This is a genomic window from Micromonospora sp. DT228, from assembly GCF_049841595.1.
GTDB lineage: Bacteria > Actinomycetota > Actinomycetes > Mycobacteriales > Micromonosporaceae > Micromonospora.
In genome coordinates, this window is record NZ_JBNCKO010000005.1 from 19,081 (window position 1) to 39,648 (window position 20,568).

The following is a 20,568-nucleotide window of genomic DNA, read 5'->3' on the forward strand; positions in this document are numbered from 1 at the left end:
TGACGGGTCGCGCCCGTCATCCCGCTCTTCGGGGTCCTGCCGTTCGAGCGGTCAGGCGATGATGGTGTCGAGGGCGATCTCGACCATCTGGCTGAAGGTCTGCTCCCGCTCCTCGGAGGTGGTCTTCTCGCCGGTCTTGATGTGGTCGCTGACGGTCAGCACGGTCAGCGCGCGGGCCTTGAACCGCGCGGCGATCGTGTAGAGCGCCGCCGACTCCATCTCCACCGCCAGCACGCCGTAGTCGGCGAGGGTGTCGTAGAGGTCCGGCCGGTCCGTGTAGAAGGCGTCCGCCGCCAGGATCGGCCCGACGTGCATGCTGATGCCGCGCCGCTCGGCCACCTCGACCGAGGTACGCAGCAGCCCGAAATCGGCCACCGGCGCGTAGTCGATCAAGCCGTCGAAGCGCATCCGGTTCATGTTCGAGTCGGTGGACGACCCGATCGCGGCCACCACGTCGCGCAACTGGAGGTCGGTGCTGAGAGCACCGCAGGAGCCGACCCGGATCAGCGTCTTCACGCCGTACTCGTTGATCAACTCGTGGGCGTAGATGGAGGCCGACGGCATGCCCATGCCGGAGCCCTGGACGGAAACCTCGACGCCGTTCCAGCGGCCGGTGAAGCCCAGCATGCCCCGAACCGTCGAATAGCAGGTCGCGCCCTCGAGGTAGGTCTCCGCGATCCACTTGGCCCGCAGGGGGTCGCCCGGCATCAGGACCCGCTCGGCGATCTCGCCCGGCTTCGCGCCGATGTGCGTACTCATGACAAAGATCCTGCCAGGCCGGCGCGGGCGATACCGGTTCGGCGTCCGAACCGGCGGTCCTGTACCCTCGTCGGCGGTGGCGTGTCCGAGCGGCCTAAGGAGCACGCCTCGAAAGCGTGTGAGGGTTAACGCCCTCCGAGGGTTCAAATCCCTCCGCCACCGCTCTGTAGTGCAGAAACGCCCGGTTGATCCGCGAGGATCGGCCGGGCGTTTTTTCGTGGGTCGCCCGGTCGGCGACCCGTACCGCGCCCGTGCCTGGATCGCGCCGACAGCCGCACGGAGATCAACTCCGGCCCGCCGCGTACCGGCTCCCTTGCTGAGGGGACGCGACTGGCTCGCCTGAGGGATTCGGCCGCGTCGACGTGTGGTGATGCTGGACGCGTCAACGACCGATGGTTGGGAAGGAGCGGCATGTTCAGTTCTGGACGGTGTGTGACGGTGGGGCGCCGGCCGGCGACGGGCCGTCCCGGCAGACTCTGCTGCGGTGGGGAAGGTGGGCCGTCGTGGTCGCCTGCCTCGCCCCGCTGCCCTACGAGATCACCAGGATCGCCTGGGCTCTCGGTTTCCCACTCGGCGTGACCTCGGACTTCCTGCGGATGATGCAGGAAACGCCGGCGATGCTCGCGGTCGGGCTCGGCTGGGCGGTGGCGTCGGCGGTGGGTGGCGTACTCACCCATGGCCTGGTGGGACGGTGGGGCGAGGTGTATCCCCGCTGGATCTGGTTCCGGGCCGGCAGACGCGTCCCACCCGCCCTCGCCGTCATTCCCGCGTCGATCGTCGCGGTAACGATCATCCCGGCTGGACTGATGTTCCTCTGGACGCCCGAGGTCCGGGGCACCTGGGCCGTGCACGTCCCGAGCATCTTCTGGATCGCCTGGGGGGTCGGGCTCGGTGCCGCCACCATCGCCTACCACCTGCGCCGACGCGGAGCCTGTCGCCGCTGCGGCCTGGGGATTGAGCACGCCTCGTCTGTGGTGCCCGTTCAGGCGACCGAGAAGGTGATGGTGCCGGAGTAGGCGCCCGCGACGGCGGTCGGCGGGATCTGGACCGAGACGACGGGATCCCAGGTCGCTGAGTTGTTGCCGATGCCGTTGGTGAGGGTGAACGCCGTCCGTTCGACATTGATGACCTCCGCGTCTCCGGCGGTGGGTTGGCCCGAGGTGAAGGTGCCGATACCGCTGGTCGAGGTGGCTGGTCCCGACCAGCAGGAGACGTTGGCGTTGGAGATCGTGTGCACCGGGATGCCGCTGGTGACGAAGTCCGTCGCGACGACTGTCGCGGTCCAGGTCGGCGCGGACAGCAGCCGCTCGTCCGTCACCGTGACCGGGCCCAGGTTTCCGGACACGACTCCGCCCAGGCTGGCGCTGCCCAGGTCGGCTGTCGTCGGTGCGCTGATCGACAGATCCCCGGGTACGGCGCAGGTCGATCGGGTGATCGTGGCGGTGTCCATGGTGACCGCGCCGTTGATCGCCAGGGTTCGGCCGTCGACCTCGAGCGCCGCGCCCACGGTGATCGAGGTGAACGCCAGCAGGTTGCCGCGAAGTGTGGAGTTGGCGCCCAGCGTGGCAGAGCTACCGACCTGCCAGAAGACGTTGCACGCCTGGGCGCCGTTGGCCAGGTTCACCATGCTCGACGCGCCCGTGATGAGCGTGGTGGTGGTCTTGAAGATGAAGACCGCGTTCGGGTCACCCTCCGCGTCGAGGGTCAGGTCACCGGTGATGTTGAAGGTGCCGGCGACGGATTCGTACACGCCTGTGGTCTTGGTGGTCCCGCCGAGCTGGTCCGAGACGACGTCGGTGGTCGTTCGTCCGACGGCGTCGTTGTAGGCGATGGCCAGATCGCTCTGACCCGCCACGGCGGCGGCGTCGTTGGAGTGCAGTGACCCGTTCAGCTGCCCGGGAGGAAAACCTGTCACGGCGGTACCCGGGCTCACGCCGATGTCACCATTGACCTCGCTGAGCCCGGTGCTGGTGATCGTGGTGCCCGCGAGGACCGCGAAATTGGCGGCGGCGCCCAGCGGCACCGGCAGCTCGGCAGCGCTCGCGCTGCGGGGGACGGCCAGCACGGCCAGGGCGGCGATCGCGCCGACCAGGGTCAGGGCAGTAGCCATCCTGGACATCCCGGTGATCTTTCGGGACGTGCCCGTGCTGCCAGAGATCGCCATGTTTCCTCAGGACACTCGACGGTGGAAAGCCTCTTCGCGCCCCATATTGGCACGAAACTCCACAAAGTGGACAAGATCCGTCAATGTTCGAGAAGGTCCGCCACCCCGGCAAGCAGACGTTGCAGGCCGAACTCGAAGAGACTGTCGACGTTGAGATCGATCTCCGACCGGGACAGTCGCGCCAGGTGCGGAAACTCGCCGGCGGTGAGCAGGCCGGCGAGAACATCGGCCTGCGTCACCATCCACTCGTCGTCGGTCAGGCCGGTGTCCTGCTCCGCCTCGGCCCCCTGTTGCAGGTTCACCGCCGTGCCGCGTACGTGATTGGCCAGGGCGGCCACCAGATGCAGCTGGGTGTGCTGGTCCACGCCGTGCCCGGCGAGGGCGCGCAGAGCCCATTCGGTGTGCGCGACGGCGTGCGGCGCCATCAGCGGACGGGTCACCGAGATCACCTGGGCCAGCCAGGGATGCCGGCGGTAGATCGACCACTGAAGCCGGCAGAGCAACTCCAACTGGGCACGCCACCCGACCGGGAGCGTGCGGGGCAGCCGGTGGGCGGCGAACGCGGCGTCCGCCATCAGCAGCAGAAGTTGCTCCTTGCCCCGCACCTGCCGGTACAGCGACATGGTCGGCACATCCAGCTCGGTGGCGATGCGCCGCATGCTCAACCCCGCCAACCCCTCGGCGTCGGCGATCTAGGTGGCGGTGCGTACCACCTGGTCCCGGGTCACCCCTCTGCTCGGACGCTGACCTGCGTCGCCCCGTGCGGCCCGACCGGCCGGCGTCGACTCGGGACCGGTCACCACCATGCCGACGCCGGGCACCGCCCGGACCAGTTCCTCCTGTCGGAGCAGGGTGAGCGCCCGACTGGCGGTCGCCATGGCGACCCCCCACTCCCGGACGATCTGGCGGGTCGACGGCACCCGGTCACCGGGGCTCAACTCGCCCGCGGTGATGCGCCGCCGCAACTCCCCGACGATGCGCAGATAGGGCGGAGTGGACTCGTCGAACTCGGTCACGGTGCGCCTCCCGACGGTCGCCAGTGACCGTAGCGCACTAGAGCACCGACGGCCGCCCCGTCGATGCTCGCCGGTCGTACGGCTCGGCGTACTAGAGCTCTCTGGGCGAACGATCGATGGATCGGCATGCTCACCGCAACACGGCTCGTACGCCGTACCGGCTTCGACCAGGAGGAGAGTCATGACCAGGATCCCGTACCCCAGGTGGGCCGTCGTGATGGGCGCCGTCGCGCTCCTCGCGCCGGCGCTGGCTGTCGGCCCGGCCGCGGCGACCGACCGCCGGAGCGCGGCCGTCGTCCGAACCGACCAGGGCGCGGTACGCGGCACCGTCTCGGCCGACCACCTGTCGTTCCAGGGCATCCCGTACGCCCGTCCGCCGCTGGGCCCGCTGCGGTGGGCCCCACCGCAGCCGGGTCCGGTCTGGACCGGCGTCCGCGACGCGACGAGGCCGGGCGCCGCCTGCGCCCAACTGCAGGGGCTGCCGATGGACAGTGCCTCGGCGGCCGAGGATTGCCTCCACCTGAACGTCACGACCCCGCGTAGCGCCGCGCGGACGCCCCGACCGGTGATGGTGTGGCTGCACGGCGGGGACTTCCGGTTCGGCAGGGGCGACGTGTACGACGGGCAGCGACTGGCCGTCGACGGTGACGTCGTCGTGGTCACGGTGAACTACCGGCTCGGCGCGCTCGGGTTCCTGGCGCATCCGGTCCTTGCCGGTCCCGGTGGGGTCACCGGCAACTTCGGCTTGCAGGATCAGCAGGCCGCGCTGCGGTGGGTGCGGCACAACGCGGCGGCCTTCGGCGGCGACCCGCGCAATGTCACCCTGTTCGGCCAGTCCGCCGGGGCGACAAGCGTCTGCGCGCACCTCGCCGCACCCGGCTCCGCCGGCCTGTTCCACCGCGCGATCCTGCAGAGCAACTCGTGCGCCAACCCGGTCCAGACCCGGGTCGAGGCCGCCCGGGCGGCCGAGGAGTTCGCCCGGAACATCGGCTGCACCGACCCGGGTACGGTCGCCGCCTGCCTGCGCGGACGTGACCCCGCCCGGTTGGTCGAAACGGCCGGCTACCCGGGTGCCGGTGTCGACCTCGGCCCGGTCGTCGACGGCCGCACGTTGCCGGTGGACCCGGCCGCAGCGCTGGCTGCCGGGAGGCTGCATCCGGTGCCGGTGCTGACCGGCACGAACCGCGACGAGTCCCGCCTCGTGGTGTGGGCCATGGAGCACAGCGGCCTGAACTGCCCGGAGCCGCAGCCGGGAGACGAGGCCGAGTCGTGCCCCCTCACCGACGACCAGTACCGGGACCAGGTACGCGGCATGTTCGGTGACCGGGCCGAGGACGTGCTGGCCCGCTATCCCCGCGATGACAAGCAGGTCGCCAGCGAGACGCTGGGTGCCGTGCTGACCGATCACGACTACGCCGAGCCGATCTACTCCGCGGCGCTGGCCTTCGCCCGACGGGTGCCCACCTACCTCTACGAGTTCGCCGACGACGACGCGCCGTTCTTCACCAAGGGGCCCGAACCGACCTTCCCCGCCGGGGCGTACCACTGCGCCGAACTGCCGTACCTGTTCAATGTCGACTACGCCGAGGCGTTCACGCCCGCCCAGCAGCGGCTCTCCGACGAGATGGTCCGGGTCTGGAGCGACTTCGCCCGGACGGGCCGGGCCGGTTGGCCCCGACTGCACGGTGCCAGCCCGTACGCGCGGGTGTTCGCGAATGGCACGGCATCGGGCACGACGACCTTCGCCGCAGACCACTCGTACGACTTCTGGCGGCCGTTGCGCTGATGTCGTCGCCGGACCAGGTGTGACGGGCGGGCCGGTCCCCAGCGGACCGGCCCGCTCACCGGTCTGGGGTCGTCGCTCACCGATCGGGTCTGTTGCTCACCGGTCGGGGGTCGTTGCTCACCGGTCGGGGACGTCGTCTATCGGTCCGGGCGGTTGCTCACCTGCCCGGGTCGTTGCTCACCTGCCCGGGTCGTTGCTCACCTGCCCGGGTCGATGCTCACCTGCCCGGGTCGTTGAGGAAGGTGAGCACGGCGGCGACGCGGCGGTGCACGTCGGTGTCGGGCGGCAGGTCGAGTTTGGTGAAGATGTTGCCGATGTGCTTGCTCACCGCCCGCTCGGTGACCACGAGCTGGGTGGCGATGCCGGTGTTGGTGCTGCCTCCCGCCATCAACGCGAGCACCTGGCGCTCGCGTGGGGTGAGGCCGGCGAGCGGGCTACGCCGGGCGGCGACGAGTTGCGCCACGACCTGGGGATCCAGCACGGTGCCGCCAGCGGCGACCCGGCGCAGCGCGTCGAGGAACTGCTCGACCCGGGACACCCGGTCCTTGAGGAGGTAACCGACGGCGCCCTGCCCGTCGGCGAGCAACTCGGTCGCGTAGGCGCGCTCCACGTACTGGGACAGCAGCAGCACCGGCAGCCCCGGGTGCTGCCGGCGGGCGGTCAAGGCGGTCCGGAGCCCTTCGTCGCGGAACGTGGGTGGCAGTCGGATGTCCACGATGGCGACGTCGGGCCGCTGCCGGTCGATCGCCGCGAGGATGTCGGCAGGTGAATCCACCGCGGCCGTCACCTCGAAGCCGGCGGTGCTGAGTAGCAGGTTGAGCCCCTCCTGGAGGAGGATGTTGTCTTCGGCGATCAGGACGCGCACGGCAACTCCACGCGCAGCACCGTCGGCCCACCGACGGGGCTGCTCAGCTCGACCCTGCCGTCCAACGCCGCGACCCGACGGCGGATGCCGGTCAGGCCGGTGCCTGTCGATGTCCGTGCGCCGCCGATGCCGTCGTCGCTCACGTTGACCACGAGGCGGCCCGCCCGGTGTTCGACCCGCAGGTCGCCGCCTGTCGCCCGGCTGTGTCGGGCGATGTTGGCCAGCGCCTCCGCGACGACGAAGTAGGCGGCGCTCTCCAGCGCCGCCGGTAGTCGTTGCAGCGGGGTGACCCGGACGGTGAGCGGCACCGGACAGTCGGCGGCGAGCGCGTGCACCGCACCGGGCAACCCCCGGTCGGCGAGAATCGGCGGATAGATACCTCGCACCACGGCCCGCAGCTCGGTCAGCGCGGCCTCGACGTTCGTCCGGGCGCGGTCGATCAGTTGGTCGGCGAGCGCCGGGTCGGCGGCGCGTTGACCCTGCGCGACACCGAGGTGGATGGCGATCGCCACCAGCCGGGCCTGGGTGCCGTCGTGCAGGTCACGCTCGATCCGTCGTAGCTCCGCCGCGTGCGCGTCGAGCGCGCCGGACCGGGTGGCGGTCAGTTCCGTGACCCGGCGCTCCAACCGGCTCCGCGACGACGGCGCGAGCGCCGTCCGGGCGGCCCGCGCGTACGCCACTCCGAAGGCCGGAACGGCCGACCGCAGGAGCGTCAACGCGGCGAGCGCGAGTAGGGGTGGCACCAGCAGTGCGTCGCCCCAGCTCGTGATCGGCACGACGAATGTGAGTGGTGCCTCGACCGGCGCGACCCACCACGTGAGCGGGACGATCACCCCGCCCAGCGCGAACACCCAGAGCAGCAGCACGCCGGCCGTGAGCGGCACTCCGACGATGGCATGCGCGGCCAGCCAGGCCACGTTTCGGTAGGTGGCCACGTCACCCGCGGCGGCGCGCAGCCGATCGACAGTTGTCGGCTCGGGCTCCCTCGGATCGGCCCCGGCGAGCGCGACAAGCAGTCGGTGCGCGCGGCGTCGTTCCAGGCCGGCGAGCCATCCGAGGAAGCGCACGGCCGGGGCCAGCAGCGGGAGGCCGACCAGGACGAGGCTCAACCCGAGTGCCCCGGCCAGCGCGCCGATCGAGACCACCGCGACGAGCGCGGTGGAGCCGCCCGTCACCAGGTGAGTCGTTGCGAACCATGCCCGCCGCATCCTCATATTCTGCGTCCACAACGGAGGACAGGCAGTGTAGCCAGCTACACCATTGGTTCGGGTCCCTGCTCCCTCGTCGGCGCATCCGGTCGTCCCTAGCGTCGATGACATGAGAAAACCGCAACGTCTCGGCGTGCTCGCCGGGGTCGTCCTGCTCGCCGTTGGTGCTGCGAGCGTGCCGGCTGCGGCCCACCGACCAGGGCGGGGATGTTCCAGCCGGCCGGCGACGACGGCCGCGCTGCACGACCTGACCACCACCCACCGGCTGGCCGGCGCGGCCATCGAGGTGCACGGGCCTGGGTGCGGCCGGTGGTCCGCCGCCGAGGGCCGGGCCGACCTGCGAACGGGCCGGCCGATGCAGGTCGACGAGCGGATCAGGATCGGCAGCTCCACCAAGACGTTCACCGCGACAGTGGTGCTGCAACTCGTCGCCGAGGGCCGTCTGGGGCTGGACGTCCCCATCGAGGCGTACCTGCCCGGCCTGATCCGGGGCATCGGGCACGACGGTCGACGGATCAGCGTGCGTGATCTGCTGCGGCACACAAGCGGCCTGCCCGACCATGTCGACGCGCTGGACTGGGACCGGGTGGACCAATGGCGGTACCGGCACTATTCGTCGGCGGAGTTGGTCGCGATGGCACTGGCCCAGCCGTCGCCCGGTGCGGGCTGGCACTACTCGACCACCAACTACGTCCTTGCCGGCCTGATCGTGGAGCAGGTCACCGGCCGCGACATCGGCGAGGAGATCGGCCGGCGGATCATTGGTCCGCTGGGCCTGAGTGATACCTACTGGCCCGGCGACTCGGTGCGGATCCGGGGGGCGCATCCGCGCGGCTACGCGTTGGCCGCTGCCGAGCGACGGCGAGACGTCACCGAGTTCAATATGTCGTACGGCGGGGCCGGCGGGGCGCTGGTCTCGACCCTCGCCGACCAGAATCGCTTCTTCGCCGCGCTGCTCGGCGGTCAGCTGCTCGACCCCATCCGCCTCGCCGCGCTGACCCAGACCGTGCCGGCCGATCCGGACCGACTGTGGCCCGCCGCCCGATACGGGCTCGGGATCATCTCGACGCCGCTGGCCGACTGTGGCGGAACCCTGTACTGGGGTCACGGCGGGACGACGCCGGGCTTCCGCACCCTGGGCGGCGTCACCGCCGACGGTCGACGGGCGCAGCTCGTCGTGAACGACGAACCGGCGTCGTACGAGAGCTGGCAGGCGCTGCGGACGGCCCTTCACGCCGCTCTCTGCGAGGCCCGGTGACCCGCCGCCGGCCGGACTCCCCGACGACGAATCCGACGACACATCCGACGATGAGGGAGACGAGAGCGATGACCTGGAATGCTGTGCTCACCAGCGCGACGCGAACGGTAGCGGTGCTGGCCGCCATCACCGTCACCATCACCGTCACGGCCGTGGCCGGCCCGGTTCGGGCCGATGCCAATGATCTGGGCGGCTACGAGCGACAACGACTGTTCTGGCACACCTGCCAGCGGGATTCGGCCGACCAGGCCGGTGCGGAGTTGGATCAGGCGGGCGCGAGCTGCACCGAGTTGACCGTGCCACTGGACTACGCCCGCCCGCGCGGCACCACCATCACCCTCGCGTTGTCCCGGCTCGCGGCAACCGACACCGCGCGTCGGGTCGGCGTCCTGCTGCTGAACACCGGCGGTCCGGGGGCACCGGGGATGTCGGATGTCCTGCCGATCCGGCAGTGGCTGGGTGACGTCGGGGCGACGTTCGACCTGATCGGATTGGATCCCCGGTTCGTCGGTCGCAGCACCCCACTGGACTGCGGCTGGCCGACCGGCACCTTGAGCCGCTCGGCGGGGCCGGACCGCGCGTCATTCGACCGGCTGATCGCCTTCGAGCGCGATCTCGCTGCCCGGTGCGCTCGTCGCGGCCGTGACCTGCTGCCGCACGTGACCACCCGCAACACGGCCCGCGACATGGATCTCCTGCGGGCCGTGCTCGGCGAGTCGAAGCTGTCCTACCTCGGCTACTCCTACGGCACGTACCTCGGCGCGGTCTACCTGCAGATGTTCCCCGAGCGTGCGGACCGGGTCGTCCTGGACAGCGCCGTCGATCCGGCGGGCTACGGCGCGCGGGTGCTGCGCGAGGCCGGGCCCGCCAACGAGGTCGCACTAAGCGACTGGGCTGGCTGGGTGGCACGCCACCATGACCGGTACGGCCTGGGCGGCACGGGCCAGCAGGTGCTGGCCGTCCTGGACGGGATCTGGGCCGCCGCGACCCGCCGTCCGCTGCGGGTGGGCGAATACCGGGTCGACCGACAGTCGCTGCCGTTCCTGCTGCTCAACCGGCTCAGCGACGACCGGGACGAGACCCATGCCGACCTCGCCCAGACGGTCCAGGTGCTTCGGCAGGCCGCGACGACGGGATCGGCGACGCCCACCGCGTCGTTGGCGGACACGCTGTCGTTCCTGCTGACCGGCGCCGAGTCGGCAACGGGTAGCGCGCAGGCCGCGATCCTCTGCGGGGACGTGCCGGTGTCCCGCGATCCGGGTGACTACTGGCGGGACATCCGTCAGCATCGCGGCAGCGAGCCACGGTTCGGGGAGCTGACCAGGGCGATCAATCCGTGTGTCTTTTGGCCGCAGGGGCCACGGGAGCGGCCGACCGTGGTGGGGAACGCGGTGCCCGCTCTGATCGTGCAGTCCACCGGCGACACTCGGACGATCTACCGGCACGGTCAGGCGATGCACCGGGCACTGACCGGCTCCCGGCTGCTCACCCTGCGCGACGCGCGGATCCACGGAGTCTTCGGTAATTACGGCAACGCCTGCGTGGACGGGGCTGTCATCGCCTATCTCGCCGACGGGGGGCTGCCCGCCACCGACCTCGAGTGCGTCGGCAGCGCGTCCCGCTGATCCGTCTGCGCCGGTCAGCACGGGCCCGCACCCTCCTCGAAGAGGCGGCGGGCCCAGTCGGCGTACCCGGCGATGGTTTTTCGGACCGTGTGTCCGTCGTGCAGGAAGAGGTACGCGCGGTCGCCGCTGCGCGCGAGCAGCCCGTCGAGACGGTATGTCCCCTGTGGAGCGTGAAGGCGGCTGACCTGCGGGTAGCGGGCCCAGACCTCGTCGATGGGCGAGCCCGCGGTGATGCCCTCCGGTGTCCGCATCGGGTCGCCGACCCAGAGCAGCACCAGTTTGTCCTCCACGAAGACCGGGCTGACGGTGTCGTGGCCGGCGAGCGTCGGCCCGCAGGCGTCCAAATTGGTCAGCAGGATGCCGCGTCGGGCCAGCTCCTGCTCCGTGTCACCGAACTCGATGTTGCGCAGGCCGTTCAGGTCGATGATCTCCACGCTGCCGGCGGGCCGGCCGTCCGGGATCGGCCCGGTCGGCGGCACTCCGCTGCCAGCAATCCAGGCAGCCGTCATCAGCGTGGCAATAAACGCGAATTGTCGCAATTTCATGGAATCCCCCAGTCCCCAACGGGACGGGAGCGTTCAGGTTGCTGCCGATCGCCGGATTACTGATTTTCCCACTGTTCGACCAGCTCGTCCCAGTAGTCGGCGCTGAGCCGACGCCGTCCGTGCGCCAGCCAGCCGTCGGTGTTCCGTTCCAGGTGCAACCCCAGTTCGGCGAACGGGTCGATCCACGCACCCGGCTCCGCGCCGAGCCGCGTCAGCGCCGAGTTGATCGGCCACTGCTCGCGTGGGGCGTCGAAGACGTCGGCGAAATGGGGGCCCCACGACAGTGTCCCGCCCAGCCACACCGCCGCCGACTGGTAGCCGTCACCGCCGAAGAACTCCGCCTCCAGGTACGCCACCGGCCCCGACGTGGACCAGCCCGCCAGCAACTCGACCAGCGGCGGCGACAGCACCAGCCCGAACGGCTGCTCGGCGCTGGGATCGTCCGCCGCGTAATCCGGCAGTGATCCGGTCAGCTCGACAATCAACTGCGGGGTGATCGGCAGCAGCGCGAAGTCCTGGCGTAACTCGCCGAGGACCGCGTGATCCAGCTCGGTGGTCTGCTCCCTGAGCAACTCGGCGTCCGCGACCACCGCGCTGAGCTGGTAACCCATCGCCCTCTCCGTCGTCCACAGCCTGTGGATAGAACATGTGTACGACGAGATTGCCCGTCCGTCGACCCCTGGAACGGTACCGGTGCGACGGGCACCGCACGCCGACGCTTCCCGCAGTGGGGCCGGCCCAGATCTCGGACAGTTTCCGTACCGGCGCGGAACGGAAACTGTCCAAGATCTCGCTGGGGCGTGCCGAGTCGTCGGGGCCGGTCAGGCTCGCCGGGAGAGCTGGCTGACGAACGCGCGCCAGGCCGTCGGCGCGAAGGCGAGCGCCGGGCCGCTCGGGTCCTTGGAATCCCGTACGCCGACCACGTCGGCCAGGTTGTCGGCGACCTCCACACACGCGCCGCCGTTGCCGCTGCTGCGGCTGCTCTTGCGCCACCGGGCGCCGTTCAGCTCCATGACTCCGCCACTTCCCTGATGAGATCGACCGACTGCCAGTGGGACAGCGCCTCTCCGCGCACGTTCTCCCATGCCGCCATCATGGCCGCGATGTCCTCGGGGTCGCTAGCGACTTGGCCCTGCAGTTGGTTGTCGAGGTAGCCGGCGACCCGGTGGTCAGGACTGTGCGCGATCACGAACGGCCCGTTGAGGCCGGCGTATGCGCCGACCGTGCTGGGCACGAGATGCACCCGGATGTGCGGTTCGGCACAGGCCGCCGCCACGGCCAGCAGTTGTTCGCGCATCGTCGACCGGCCACCCACCGGACGGCGGAGGATCGCCTCGTCGATGACCGCCGTGAACTGCGGCGGGTCGTCGCGCTTGAGCACTCCCTGTCGGCCGAGTCGGACCGTGAGGTGCCGCTCGATCTCGCCCCGGGGGATCAGGCCCGCGCCGCTCAGCACGGCTCGGGCGTACGCCTCGGTCTGGAGCAACCCCGGCAGAACCGTCGACTCGAACCAGCGCAGCGACACCGCCTCTCGCTCGATCTCCTGCCACGAACGAAACCAAATGGGATCACGACGTCTTGAAGTGTCCGGCCAGATGTCCGACACGTCCCTACGGAGGGCCTCGGCCGCCGCCAGGCGGTGCCCAGGATGCGGGATGCGGCCCTCGGTCAACCACCGCCCCACGGTCTTCGGATCGACGCCGACGGTCTCGGCGAGAGATTCGGTGGTGTGCCCGGTGTCGCTGAGCGCTACCCGCAACGCGTCGTTCACGGCCCCTCCATCGAGATGTCTCAAATATCTGAGGACCATATCGCTACGCGGTGTATCTGTCTGGTGACGCGCCCGAGGGTGGTCCATAGAAGACGGCGCGGCCGGTGGAGGCGCAGCAGCCCGGCGGCCGGCGTCAGTCAGAGGGTCGCCCTGGCGGGGAGGGCGGGGTGACCCTCTTCCACCGCGAAGGAGGATCGCCCATGCCCCGCCGGCCGCCCATGCCCCGCCGCCGCCACCGGGATCACGTACCGACTCGTCCCACCTGGCGCTGCGCGGCATGCGGCATCGCCTGGCCCTGTTCGGCGGCGAAGCTGCGGTTGCTCGGCGAGTATCGACACGACCGGCTGGCGTTGACCGTCTACCTGGCGACGCTCCAGGCCGAGGCCGGCGAACAGTTGGCCGAGCTGGACCCCACCCGGCTGAGGGAACGCTTCCTCTCCTGGGCCCGCGCCCGTGCCTGACGGTGCTGCCGCGCCCGCGCCCGCGCCCGTGCCCGTGCCCGTGCCCGTGCCCGTGCCCGTGCGCGCTGCCGCGCCCGTGCCTGACGGGCTGCCGCGCCCGCGCCTGACGGACTGCTTCCGCCTGGTCGGATCGGGCTGCCTCACCGGGTCCGCCTACCTGTAGAGCTGCCCCACAAATGGGGCAGCTCTACAGGCACGCACTTGGGCACGCGCGGCCGCGGCGACTGCGGCGCGACGGCGGCGACTGCGGCGCGACGGCGGCGACTGCGGCGCGACGGCGGCGACTGCGGCGCGACGGCGGCGACCCCGGCACGACGGCGGCGACCCCGGCACGACCGCGGCGACTGCGGCGCGACCGCGGCGACCCCGGCACGACCGCGACTGCGGCGCGACCGCGGCGACCGGCGGCGACCGCGGATGTCAGGGGCGCCAGATCGCCACCTCGATGTCGCGTCGCCTCTCGGCGAAGCGGCCGTCTCGTGCGGCAGTCGTCAAGAGCTGGCGCAGATCCGCCTCGAAGTCCGGGAGCCGGTCGCCGAACAGGTGCGGTGCCGAACTGGACAGCGAGAACACCGCCGAGGTGACCTCGTCCACGGTGCGTTCCACGACGATCCCCTGTTCGACGGTGATCCGGGTGGGGTCGGTGAAGCCCGCCTCGCGCATGATCTCGGCCTCGCCGGAGGGGGTGCCCGCTGGCAACAACGCCTGGCCGGCCCGACGGATCGGCCCCAGGTAACTCGCGACCAGCTCGTCGATCCGCGGCCAGGGTGCTCGGGGGTACGGCAGCGGTTCGTCCCCGGCCACGCCCTGATGCGTGTTCGCGCCCACGTGGACCCAGGCCCCGTCGGGCGTGAGCATGTCGCGGACGCGACGAGCCACGAGTGGGCGGTCCATCCAGTGGAACGACTGGGCGAACGTGGCCACCCGGAAGGCGCCCAGGTCGGCCGGCAGGGCTTCGGCGCGTAGGTGTCGCCACCCGACGTTGCGTACCCCGACACCGTCAGCTCTGCGCCGTCCCTCCGCGAGCATGTCCTGGTCGGCGTCGACGCCCACCGCCGCCTCGAACAGGGGCGCGAGCAGCAGCGTCAACGATCCGGGCCCGCAGCCCACGTCCAGGAGTCGACCGGTGCCGTCGAGGTCGAGCGCGGTACGGATGGCGTCGGCGAGACCGGCTGGGTAGGGCAGCCGTCCGACGCTGTAGTGGCGGGCGCTGCCCGCGTACAAAGTCTCGTCCCACTGCCACGTCGTCTCGGTCACGACGTCGATGAGACCACGGGGCGGGTGGTGGCGTCTCGCGCGGCACGGTTGCGGACGCCGGCTCATGTTGATGTCCCCCAGCTCGCATGATCACCTTGAGTGACCGAGGGGACACATGACTGCCGAGGCTCGATCTGCGGGCGGGCAGTCGCCGAGCAAGTCGGGCAGCAGCTACGCGACGCCAAGCCCGTGGCGGACGGCCCGGACGACAAGCACGGCCGGTGGTGGGCTGACGCCACCGCGGAGACGACTCAGGGCCGGTCCCCGTGGGGGCCGGCCCTGTCGTTCGTGCAGCTCAGGCGAGCGGAGGATACGAGATTCGAACTCGTGAGGGTGTAAACCCAACACGCTTTCCAAGCGTGCGCCCTAGGCCTCTAGGCGAATCCTCCGCGAGCCAGGATACAGGCCCCCGCCGGCCGGGCCACCCCACCACCCCCTGAAGATCGACGGGCGGTCGGGTAGGCTTGGTGGCACCTCCCGTGCGGCGGTATCTCGTGAACCTCCCCAGGGCCGGAAGGCAGCAAGGATAAGCGAGCTCTGCCGGGTGCACGGGAGGCCTTTTCGTCTGTGGGCCGGTTGATCCACTCGACATCCGTGATGTCGGGGCATCCCGGGCATGCGGACACCCCGATTTCCCGGAAGCCGAGTCGATCAAGGCCGGAAGCCGAGTCGGTCAACGCGCGCCGACCATGCTGCCCGGCGGGGTGGGTGGTCACCCGCGCCCGACCGGCGCAGAATGGCTCGGTCGAGAGGAGGCGGGACGAGTGACGCTGGCGCTCTACCGCAAGTACCGGCCGCGTACCTTCGCTGAGGTCATCGGTCAGGAGCACGTGACCGAACCGCTGTCGCAGGCGCTGCGCAGCGGACGGCTCAACCACGCCTACCTCTTCTCCGGCCCCCGTGGCTGCGGCAAGACGACCAGCGCCCGGATCATGGCCCGCTCGCTCAACTGTGAGCAGGGCCCCACTCCCGAGCCGTGCGGCAAATGTGCCTCCTGCCGCTCGCTGGCCGCCGACGGTGCCGGCTCCATCGACGTGATCGAGATCGACGCGGCCAGCCACGGCGGTGTCGACGACGCCCGCGAGCTGCGCGAGCGCGCCTTCTTCGCGCCGGCCAGCAGCCGCTTCAAGATCTACATCATCGACGAGGCGCACATGGTCTCGACCCAGGGCTTCAACGCCCTGCTCAAACTGGTCGAGGAGCCCCCGGAGTACGTCAAGTTCATCTTCGCCACCACCGAGCCGGAGAAGGTCCTCGGCACAATCCGGTCGCGGACCCACCACTACCCGTTCCGGCTGTTTCCGCCGAAGGTGGTCCGCCCGTACCTGGAACAACTCACCCAGGCCGAGGGCGTCGCCGTCGAGCCGGCGGTCTTTCCGCTTGTGGTCCGCGCCGGTGGCGGCAGCATGCGGGACAGCCTCTCGGTGCTCGACCAGCTCATCGCCGGCGCCGGCGCGGAGGGGGTCAGCTACGCCCGGGCCGTCGCGCTGCTCGGAGTCACCGACTCGGCGCTGATCGACGAGATGTGCGACGCGCTGGCCGCCGGTGACGGCGCCGCCGCGTACGCCACCGTCGACCGGGTCGCCGAGGCCGGCCACGACATGCGCCGGTTCGCCTCCGACCTACTGGAACGGCTCCGCGACCTGATCGTCATCCAGCAGGTGCCGGACGCCGCCGCCAAGGGTCTGATCGACGGCCCGGGCGACCAGATCGAGCGGATGGCCGCCCAGGCTTCGCAGCTCGGCTCGGCCACGCTGTCGCGCTGCGCCGACATTGTGCACAACGGGCTGGTCGAGATGCGCGGCACCACCGCGCCCCGCCTGCTACTGGAGCTGATCTGCGCCCGGATGCTGCTGCCCGGCGCGGACGACTCCACAGGTGGCCTGCTCCAACGCCTCGAACGGATGGAACGCCGGCTCACCCTGAGCGGCACCGACGCGCCGCCGGCCGCCGCCGGCTCCGCGCCAGCCAACCACCCGGGAGTACGCCCACAGCACGCCGCGCCGGTCCCGGCTGCCGCGAACCCAGCACCCGTCAACGCCCCGACCTCCGCACCGCCGTGGGCTGTCGACCCGGCCACGTCCCCGACCCGGAGCGCCGCGACCTCGGGCGCTCCCGCCCCGGCTGCCTCGGTCTCCGGCGTACCCGCCTCGCCCGGCCCGGTGCCGGGCGCACCGGCTCCAACCTCCGGCGCGCCTGCCTCGCACGGTCCGGCCTCCGGCGCGCCTGCCTCGCACGCTCCGGCCTCCGGCGCGCCTGCCTCGCACGCTCCGACCTCGGGCGCGCCTGCGTCATACGGTGCGTCTGCCTCGCACGGTCCGAACTCGGGCGCACCTGCCTCACACGTCTCGGCCGCCGACTCGCCGATCCCGGCGTCACCCGGTGCGTCGGCCGTCGCCGGGCCGGCACCCGTTTCGCCCGCCGGGTCGGCCCCCCGTCGTGTGGTGCCACCGTCGGCGGTGCTGCCCGACCCGGCCACGCCCCAGCCGCCCCGACCGGGTGCGCCGGCCGCGGCGTTGGACGCCGTCGCGGTCCGCCGGGTCTGGCCCGACGTGGTCGGCAAGGTCAACCGGACCAACAAGCGGATCGCCGCGCTGATGCGCGACGCCGTGGTGCGTGAACTCGACGGTGACACGCTGGTGCTGACGGTCAAGTCCACAGTGCTGGCCAAGATGATGGCCGACCACGCGGCGGTGCTCACCGACGCGCTCTACGAGGAGTTGGGCGGGCGCTGGCAGATCCGCTGCGAGGTGGCCGGCGAGCGCGGAGGCGTGTCGCTGTCCAGCCCACCGCGCTCGCAACCCGCCGCCCCGGCCCGACCAGCCGCACCGGACACGCCGCCCGCCCCGACGAGCGCCGCGACCCCGACTGCCGCCGGCCCGACGAGCGCGCCGCCAGCCGTGCCAAGCCCGAACCCCGCTCCAAGCACGAACCCCGGGTCCGGCTCGAACCTCGGGTCCGGTTCGAATGCAGCGCCTGGCTCGAATGCCGCGCCGGGTGCGAACGCCGCACCAAGCTCGAACGCCGTGCCTGGCGTTAGCGCCGCGTCTGGCTCGAACCCCACGTCTGGTTCGAACCCCACGTCTGGTGCTGGTGGGCAGGGCGCGGTTCCGTCCGCCCCGGCGGCGGACGACGACTGGCCGGAGGCGGCCCGCCCCGGCGGCGGCGCTCCCGTAGCCGAGGCGACGGATGACGAGGACTGGCCGGAGGCGGCCCGCCCCGGCGGTGCGGCGGCCGGAAACGAGTCGAGTTCCCACTCCGCACCGACCTCGACCGGCGCGAACGGCAGCGCCGGGAACGGGAACGCCGGAAACGGTAGCGGCACCAACGGCGGTAACCCCACCAGCGGCGGTAACCCCAACGGCGGCGGCGCGAACGGCACCGGACCGGGTGGTTCGGGTGGGGCAGCAGGTGGCGGTAAGCCGGGCGGGCGGGGTAACCCGACCCCGGCGGCCCGGCAGCCGGCGACAGCCGGTGGTGCGCCGGTGAGCAGCGCCATCGCCGCGGCTCGCGCGGCGGCGGCGGGGCGCGGTGCGCGTACCGGAGCGGCAGCCCGGCCTGTCGCGGACGCCGAGTGGGCCGGCGAGCCGCCCTACGACCCGGACTTCGACGGCCCCGTGCGGGGCGGCCGGCCGGGTGGCGCGGCACCGGCCCCGGCCTTTGAGGGGTTCGACCCGGGCGACGAGCCGCTGGACGAGATCATCGACGAGAAGACCGCGCGGGAGTCCAGCGAGGAGCAGGCGGTACGCCTACTCCGGGAAACGTTCGGCGCGGAGAAGATCGACGAAGTGGACGCTCGCTAGGCACGCCCCGGCTCGGCGATCTTGCACTTTCGGTTGCCGTTTTGTGGAAAATGCCCTCTTATTTCTGGGCAGAAAGTGCAAGATCGCGCACGGGGTGGGTCTCGGCTAGGAGGACGCCTAGGCAGCAGGCCCAGAGGGGGAAGGGGAGGACGGCTACTCGTTCCATGCCGCCCACTCCGATTCCCAGGCCCTGCTGGGCGAAGAACAGCACCGACCCGACCAGCGCGACGAGCCCGGCGGCGAGGGTGAGCCGTCGCCACCGGCCGAGCGTCGTGGTGTCCGGTGCGAAGCCGGCGAGCAGCAGACCGACGTTGCCGATTCCCATGATCAGAAATGCGCCGAGGACGTGCAGGTTCTCGTCGATGTCGGCCGGGTAGAGGGCCGCCAGAGCGTAGCCGCCGCTGGCCAGCAGCAGGAGGACCTGCGCCGAGCGCACCACGCCGCCGCGACCGAGGAGCCGCCAGGTCAGCAGGAGCCCGGCGGCGAGCAGGACGGCGGTGGCAAGCGTCGCGGCGTTCATCAGTGGGTGCCAGGGCGAGCAGACGTAGCGGGGTCTGGTGGTGTCCCAGATGCCGCAGTGGGCGTTGCCGAGATCGCTGATGTTGTGGGTGGCCCAACTGTAGGCCGGCTGCCGCCAGCGCAGTCCGGTGACCAGATTGGCGACGAGGAAGACCGGTGCGGCTGCCGCCCAGCACAGCGCGCCGGCCCGGGCGGTGCGGTTGAGGTTCATGCCGTCGAGCACACCAGCGCGACGGGTCCCGGCGCACTACTGGCAGATGGCCGGTTCGGGGTAGTGATAGCCGTACCCGGAGGGCTCGGCGTGGGGCACGCACCGGACGGGGGCGTGGTCGGTCCCAGCGGATAGGCTGGGCGGCGGCCGAGCAGACGAGTGCGAGAAGGAGCCATCCGTGCGCCCAGGTGGACAGCCGAACATGCAGCAGATGCTGAAGCAGGCGCAGAAGATGCAGCAGCAGATCGCCGCCGCCCAGGCCGAGCTGGCCGAGGCCGAGCTGACCGGCACGGCCGGCGGAGGGCTGGTCACCGCGACCGTCTCCGGCTCCGGTGAGCTGAAGGCCATCAAGATCGACCCGAAGGCCGTCGACCCGGACGACGTGGAGACGCTTGAGGACCTGGTGGTCGCGGCCGTGCACAACGCCGCCGAGGCCGCCCGCGAGCTGACCGAGCGCAAGATGGGTCCGGTCGCCGGCGGCATGGGCGGCCTCGGCCTGCCCGGTTTCTGAGCCGGCAGATGTACGAAGGTGCCATCCAGGACCTGATCGACGAGCTGGGGCGGCTGCCGGGCGTGGGCCCGAAGAGCGCCCAGCGGATCGCCTTCCACGTCCTGTCGGCCGACCCGGCCGACGTCAACCGCCTGGCCGGCGCACTGCGCAAGGTCAAGGAGCTGGTGCGCTTCTGTACGACCTGTTACAACGTGGCCGAGTCCGAGCAGTGCAGGATCTGCCGCGACCCGCGCCGCACCGACGAGGTGCTGTGCGTGGTGGAGGAGCCCAAGGACGTGGTGGCCATCGAGCGGACCGGTGAGTTCCGCGGTCGCTACCACGTGCTGGGCGGCGCGATCAATCCGCTGGAGGGGATCGGCCCGGACAATCTGCGCATCCGGGAGCTGCTGATCCGGCTCGGTGGTGGCGGCATCCGGGAGTTGATCCTGGCCACCGACCCGAACACCGAGGGCGAGGCGACCGCCACCTATCTGGCGCTGATGGTGAAGCCGATGGGGATCTCGGTGACCCGGCTGGCCAGCGGGCTGCCGGTCGGCGGCGACCTGGAGTACGCCGACGAGATCACCCTCGGCCGGGCCTTCGAGGGGCGCCGGGCCGTCTGAGTCGTACCGCGCGGGGTGGTGCCGTCGTCGACGGCGCCGCCCCCGTTTCGGTGTGCGGTCCGGCACGGATCGATGTGTCGCTCCCTGTCTGCGCCGTGCCGTCGACTGTCAGACCTCGGCGCAAGGTGTCGGCTTGGTAGCGATTGCCTAACGCCCGTTCCGCTTGACGTGTGACATGTCATAGCCTCCCGCACACGGACCGAGCCA

20 protein-coding genes, 2 tRNA genes and 1 other RNA gene are annotated in these 20,568 nt (G+C 71.3%); 10 read left to right on the forward strand and 13 right to left on the reverse strand.

The features are described from left to right. Window positions 1–51 precede the first annotated feature (51 nt). Window positions 52–759, reverse strand: a complete 708-nt coding sequence (gene deoD, locus ACLQ29_RS11855; protein WP_030328147.1) for a purine-nucleoside phosphorylase — start codon at window positions 757–759, stop codon at window positions 52–54. 75 nt (window positions 760–834) lie between these two features. On the opposite strand from deoD, the gene ACLQ29_RS11860 reads away from it, so the two are divergent. Both ACLQ29_RS11860 and ACLQ29_RS11865 read left to right on the forward strand, forming a co-directional pair. Then, window positions 835–921: transfer RNA gene (locus ACLQ29_RS11860), tRNA-Ser, on the forward strand. Between the two features lie 230 nt (window positions 922–1,151). Next, window positions 1,152–1,775, forward strand: a complete 624-nt coding sequence (locus ACLQ29_RS11865) for a hypothetical protein (RefSeq protein WP_425771672.1) — start codon at window positions 1,152–1,154, stop codon at window positions 1,773–1,775. Here the strand turns inward: ACLQ29_RS11865 and ACLQ29_RS11870 are convergent. The 3 genes from ACLQ29_RS11870 to ACLQ29_RS11880 form a co-directional block, all read right to left on the reverse strand. Then, a complete protein-coding gene (locus tag ACLQ29_RS11870) occupies window positions 1,742–2,869 on the reverse strand; it encodes an ice-binding family protein (RefSeq protein ID WP_425771673.1) in 1,128 nt (375 codons plus the stop codon). The two genes, ACLQ29_RS11865 and ACLQ29_RS11870, sit on opposite strands and share 34 nt — an antisense overlap. Before the next feature lie 134 nt (window positions 2,870–3,003). Then, on the reverse strand, window positions 3,004–3,582 hold the full coding sequence (locus ACLQ29_RS11875; protein ID WP_425771674.1) for a TetR/AcrR family transcriptional regulator C-terminal domain-containing protein: 579 nt from the start codon (window positions 3,580–3,582) through the stop codon (window positions 3,004–3,006). A gap of 33 nt (window positions 3,583–3,615) precedes the next feature. Next, window positions 3,616–3,939, reverse strand: a complete 324-nt coding sequence (locus ACLQ29_RS11880; protein ID WP_425771675.1) for a GntR family transcriptional regulator — start codon at window positions 3,937–3,939, stop codon at window positions 3,616–3,618. Window positions 3,940–4,120: 181 nt separating this feature from the next. Here ACLQ29_RS11880 and ACLQ29_RS11885 point away from each other — a divergent pair, with 181 nt between their 5' ends. Beyond that, a complete protein-coding gene (locus tag ACLQ29_RS11885; RefSeq protein WP_425771676.1) occupies window positions 4,121–5,725 on the forward strand; it encodes a carboxylesterase/lipase family protein in 1,605 nt (534 codons plus the stop codon). A 217-nt stretch (window positions 5,726–5,942) separates the two neighbouring features. Here the strand turns inward: ACLQ29_RS11885 and ACLQ29_RS11890 are convergent, their stop codons facing one another. Beyond that, on the reverse strand, window positions 5,943–6,590 hold the full coding sequence (locus ACLQ29_RS11890) for a response regulator (protein WP_425771677.1): 648 nt from the start codon (window positions 6,588–6,590) through the stop codon (window positions 5,943–5,945). Next, window positions 6,578–7,798, reverse strand: coding sequence for a sensor domain-containing protein (locus ACLQ29_RS11895; RefSeq protein ID WP_425771678.1), 1,221 nt, complete (start codon window positions 7,796–7,798; stop codon window positions 6,578–6,580). Before ACLQ29_RS11895 ends, ACLQ29_RS11890 begins: the two co-directional genes overlap by 13 nt. A gap of 109 nt (window positions 7,799–7,907) precedes the next feature. Here ACLQ29_RS11895 and ACLQ29_RS11900 point away from each other — a divergent pair, with 109 nt between their 5' ends. Continuing rightward, window positions 7,908–9,056, forward strand: coding sequence for a serine hydrolase domain-containing protein (locus ACLQ29_RS11900; protein WP_425771679.1), 1,149 nt, complete (start codon window positions 7,908–7,910; stop codon window positions 9,054–9,056). 68 nt (window positions 9,057–9,124) lie between these two features. After that, window positions 9,125–10,681 (forward strand): alpha/beta hydrolase, encoded by a 1,557-nt coding sequence (locus ACLQ29_RS11905; RefSeq protein WP_425771680.1) that lies wholly within the window; start codon window positions 9,125–9,127, stop codon window positions 10,679–10,681. A 14-nt stretch (window positions 10,682–10,695) separates the two neighbouring features. Here the strand turns inward: ACLQ29_RS11905 and ACLQ29_RS11910 are convergent, their stop codons facing one another. From ACLQ29_RS11910 to ACLQ29_RS11925, 4 genes are all read right to left on the reverse strand, one after another. Next, on the reverse strand, window positions 10,696–11,190 hold the full coding sequence (locus ACLQ29_RS11910; RefSeq protein WP_425772029.1) for a hypothetical protein: 495 nt from the start codon (window positions 11,188–11,190) through the stop codon (window positions 10,696–10,698). A gap of 92 nt (window positions 11,191–11,282) precedes the next feature. Continuing rightward, window positions 11,283–11,837, reverse strand: coding sequence for a hypothetical protein (locus ACLQ29_RS11915; protein WP_425771681.1), 555 nt, complete (start codon window positions 11,835–11,837; stop codon window positions 11,283–11,285). A 210-nt stretch (window positions 11,838–12,047) separates the two neighbouring features. Then, complete coding sequence (locus ACLQ29_RS11920; RefSeq protein ID WP_425771682.1) at window positions 12,048–12,239, reverse strand: DUF397 domain-containing protein; 192 nt, start codon at window positions 12,237–12,239, stop codon at window positions 12,048–12,050. Further along, window positions 12,230–12,997 (reverse strand): Scr1 family TA system antitoxin-like transcriptional regulator, encoded by a 768-nt coding sequence (locus ACLQ29_RS11925; RefSeq protein WP_425771683.1) that lies wholly within the window; start codon window positions 12,995–12,997, stop codon window positions 12,230–12,232. Before ACLQ29_RS11925 ends, ACLQ29_RS11920 begins: the two co-directional genes overlap by 10 nt. Before the next feature lie 200 nt (window positions 12,998–13,197). Here ACLQ29_RS11925 and ACLQ29_RS11930 point away from each other — a divergent pair, with 200 nt between their 5' ends. Further along, complete coding sequence (locus ACLQ29_RS11930) at window positions 13,198–13,458, forward strand: flavin reductase (RefSeq protein ID WP_425759548.1); 261 nt, start codon at window positions 13,198–13,200, stop codon at window positions 13,456–13,458. A gap of 420 nt (window positions 13,459–13,878) precedes the next feature. Here ACLQ29_RS11930 and ACLQ29_RS11935 read toward each other — a convergent pair whose 3' ends face one another. Both ACLQ29_RS11935 and ACLQ29_RS11940 read right to left on the reverse strand, forming a co-directional pair. Continuing rightward, the gene (locus ACLQ29_RS11935) at window positions 13,879–14,715 is read right to left on the reverse strand and encodes a class I SAM-dependent methyltransferase (protein ID WP_425771684.1); all 837 of its coding nucleotides are present in this window, start codon (window positions 14,713–14,715) and stop codon (window positions 13,879–13,881) included. A 304-nt stretch (window positions 14,716–15,019) separates the two neighbouring features. Beyond that, window positions 15,020–15,104, reverse strand: a tRNA-Ser gene (locus tag ACLQ29_RS11940). 82 nt (window positions 15,105–15,186) lie between these two features. Between ACLQ29_RS11940 and ffs the strand changes: the two genes are divergently transcribed. Together ffs and ACLQ29_RS11950 are read left to right on the forward strand one after the other, a co-directional pair. Next, an RNA gene (gene ffs, locus ACLQ29_RS11945) (signal recognition particle sRNA small type) lies at window positions 15,187–15,276 on the forward strand. Between the two features lie 203 nt (window positions 15,277–15,479). Then, window positions 15,480–18,518 carry a DNA polymerase III subunit gamma and tau gene (locus tag ACLQ29_RS11950; RefSeq protein WP_425771685.1) on the forward strand — a complete coding sequence of 1,013 codons (3,039 nt, stop codon included), beginning with the start codon at window positions 15,480–15,482 and terminating at the stop codon, window positions 18,516–18,518. A gap of 58 nt (window positions 18,519–18,576) precedes the next feature. Here ACLQ29_RS11950 and ACLQ29_RS11955 read toward each other — a convergent pair whose 3' ends face one another. Next, window positions 18,577–19,248, reverse strand: coding sequence for a DUF998 domain-containing protein (locus tag ACLQ29_RS11955; RefSeq protein WP_425771686.1), 672 nt, complete (start codon window positions 19,246–19,248; stop codon window positions 18,577–18,579). Window positions 19,249–19,450: 202 nt separating this feature from the next. Between ACLQ29_RS11955 and ACLQ29_RS11960 the strand changes: the two genes are divergently transcribed. Continuing rightward, a complete protein-coding gene (locus ACLQ29_RS11960; RefSeq protein WP_007466279.1) occupies window positions 19,451–19,759 on the forward strand; it encodes a YbaB/EbfC family nucleoid-associated protein in 309 nt (102 codons plus the stop codon). A gap of 8 nt (window positions 19,760–19,767) precedes the next feature. Beyond that, entirely contained in the window at window positions 19,768–20,361 is a 594-nt protein-coding gene (gene recR, locus ACLQ29_RS11965) for a recombination mediator RecR (protein WP_393369223.1), read from the forward strand. Window positions 20,362–20,568: the final 207 nt, after the last annotated feature.

What these genes read in the sequence shown, in the direction of transcription:
- deoD (WP_030328147.1), bottom strand. Translation starts at nt 759, where the DNA reads ATGAGTACGCACATCGGCGCGAAGCCGGGCGAGATCGCCGAGCGGGTC.
- ACLQ29_RS11865 (WP_425771672.1), top strand. Translation starts at nt 1,152, where the DNA reads ATGGTTGGGAAGGAGCGGCATGTTCAGTTCTGGACGGTGTGTGACGGT.
- ACLQ29_RS11870 (WP_425771673.1), bottom strand. Translation starts at nt 2,869, where the DNA reads ATGGCTACTGCCCTGACCCTGGTCGGCGCGATCGCCGCCCTGGCCGTG.
- ACLQ29_RS11875 (WP_425771674.1), bottom strand. Translation starts at nt 3,582, where the DNA reads ATGCGGCGCATCGCCACCGAGCTGGATGTGCCGACCATGTCGCTGTAC.
- ACLQ29_RS11885 (WP_425771676.1), top strand. Translation starts at nt 4,121, where the DNA reads ATGACCAGGATCCCGTACCCCAGGTGGGCCGTCGTGATGGGCGCCGTC.
- ACLQ29_RS11895 (WP_425771678.1), bottom strand. Translation starts at nt 7,798, where the DNA reads ATGCGGCGGGCATGGTTCGCAACGACTCACCTGGTGACGGGCGGCTCC.
- ACLQ29_RS11900 (WP_425771679.1), top strand. Translation starts at nt 7,908, where the DNA reads ATGAGAAAACCGCAACGTCTCGGCGTGCTCGCCGGGGTCGTCCTGCTC.
- ACLQ29_RS11905 (WP_425771680.1), top strand. Translation starts at nt 9,125, where the DNA reads ATGACCTGGAATGCTGTGCTCACCAGCGCGACGCGAACGGTAGCGGTG.
- ACLQ29_RS11910 (WP_425772029.1), bottom strand. Translation starts at nt 11,190, where the DNA reads ATGACGGCTGCCTGGATTGCTGGCAGCGGAGTGCCGCCGACCGGGCCG.
- ACLQ29_RS11915 (WP_425771681.1), bottom strand. Translation starts at nt 11,837, where the DNA reads ATGGGTTACCAGCTCAGCGCGGTGGTCGCGGACGCCGAGTTGCTCAGG.
- ACLQ29_RS11920 (WP_425771682.1), bottom strand. Translation starts at nt 12,239, where the DNA reads ATGGAGCTGAACGGCGCCCGGTGGCGCAAGAGCAGCCGCAGCAGCGGC.
- ACLQ29_RS11930 (WP_425759548.1), top strand. Translation starts at nt 13,198, where the DNA reads ATGCCCCGCCGGCCGCCCATGCCCCGCCGCCGCCACCGGGATCACGTA.
- ACLQ29_RS11955 (WP_425771686.1), bottom strand. Translation starts at nt 19,248, where the DNA reads ATGAACCTCAACCGCACCGCCCGGGCCGGCGCGCTGTGCTGGGCGGCA.
- ACLQ29_RS11960 (WP_007466279.1), top strand. Translation starts at nt 19,451, where the DNA reads ATGCAGCAGATGCTGAAGCAGGCGCAGAAGATGCAGCAGCAGATCGCC.
- recR (WP_393369223.1), top strand. Translation starts at nt 19,768, where the DNA reads ATGTACGAAGGTGCCATCCAGGACCTGATCGACGAGCTGGGGCGGCTG.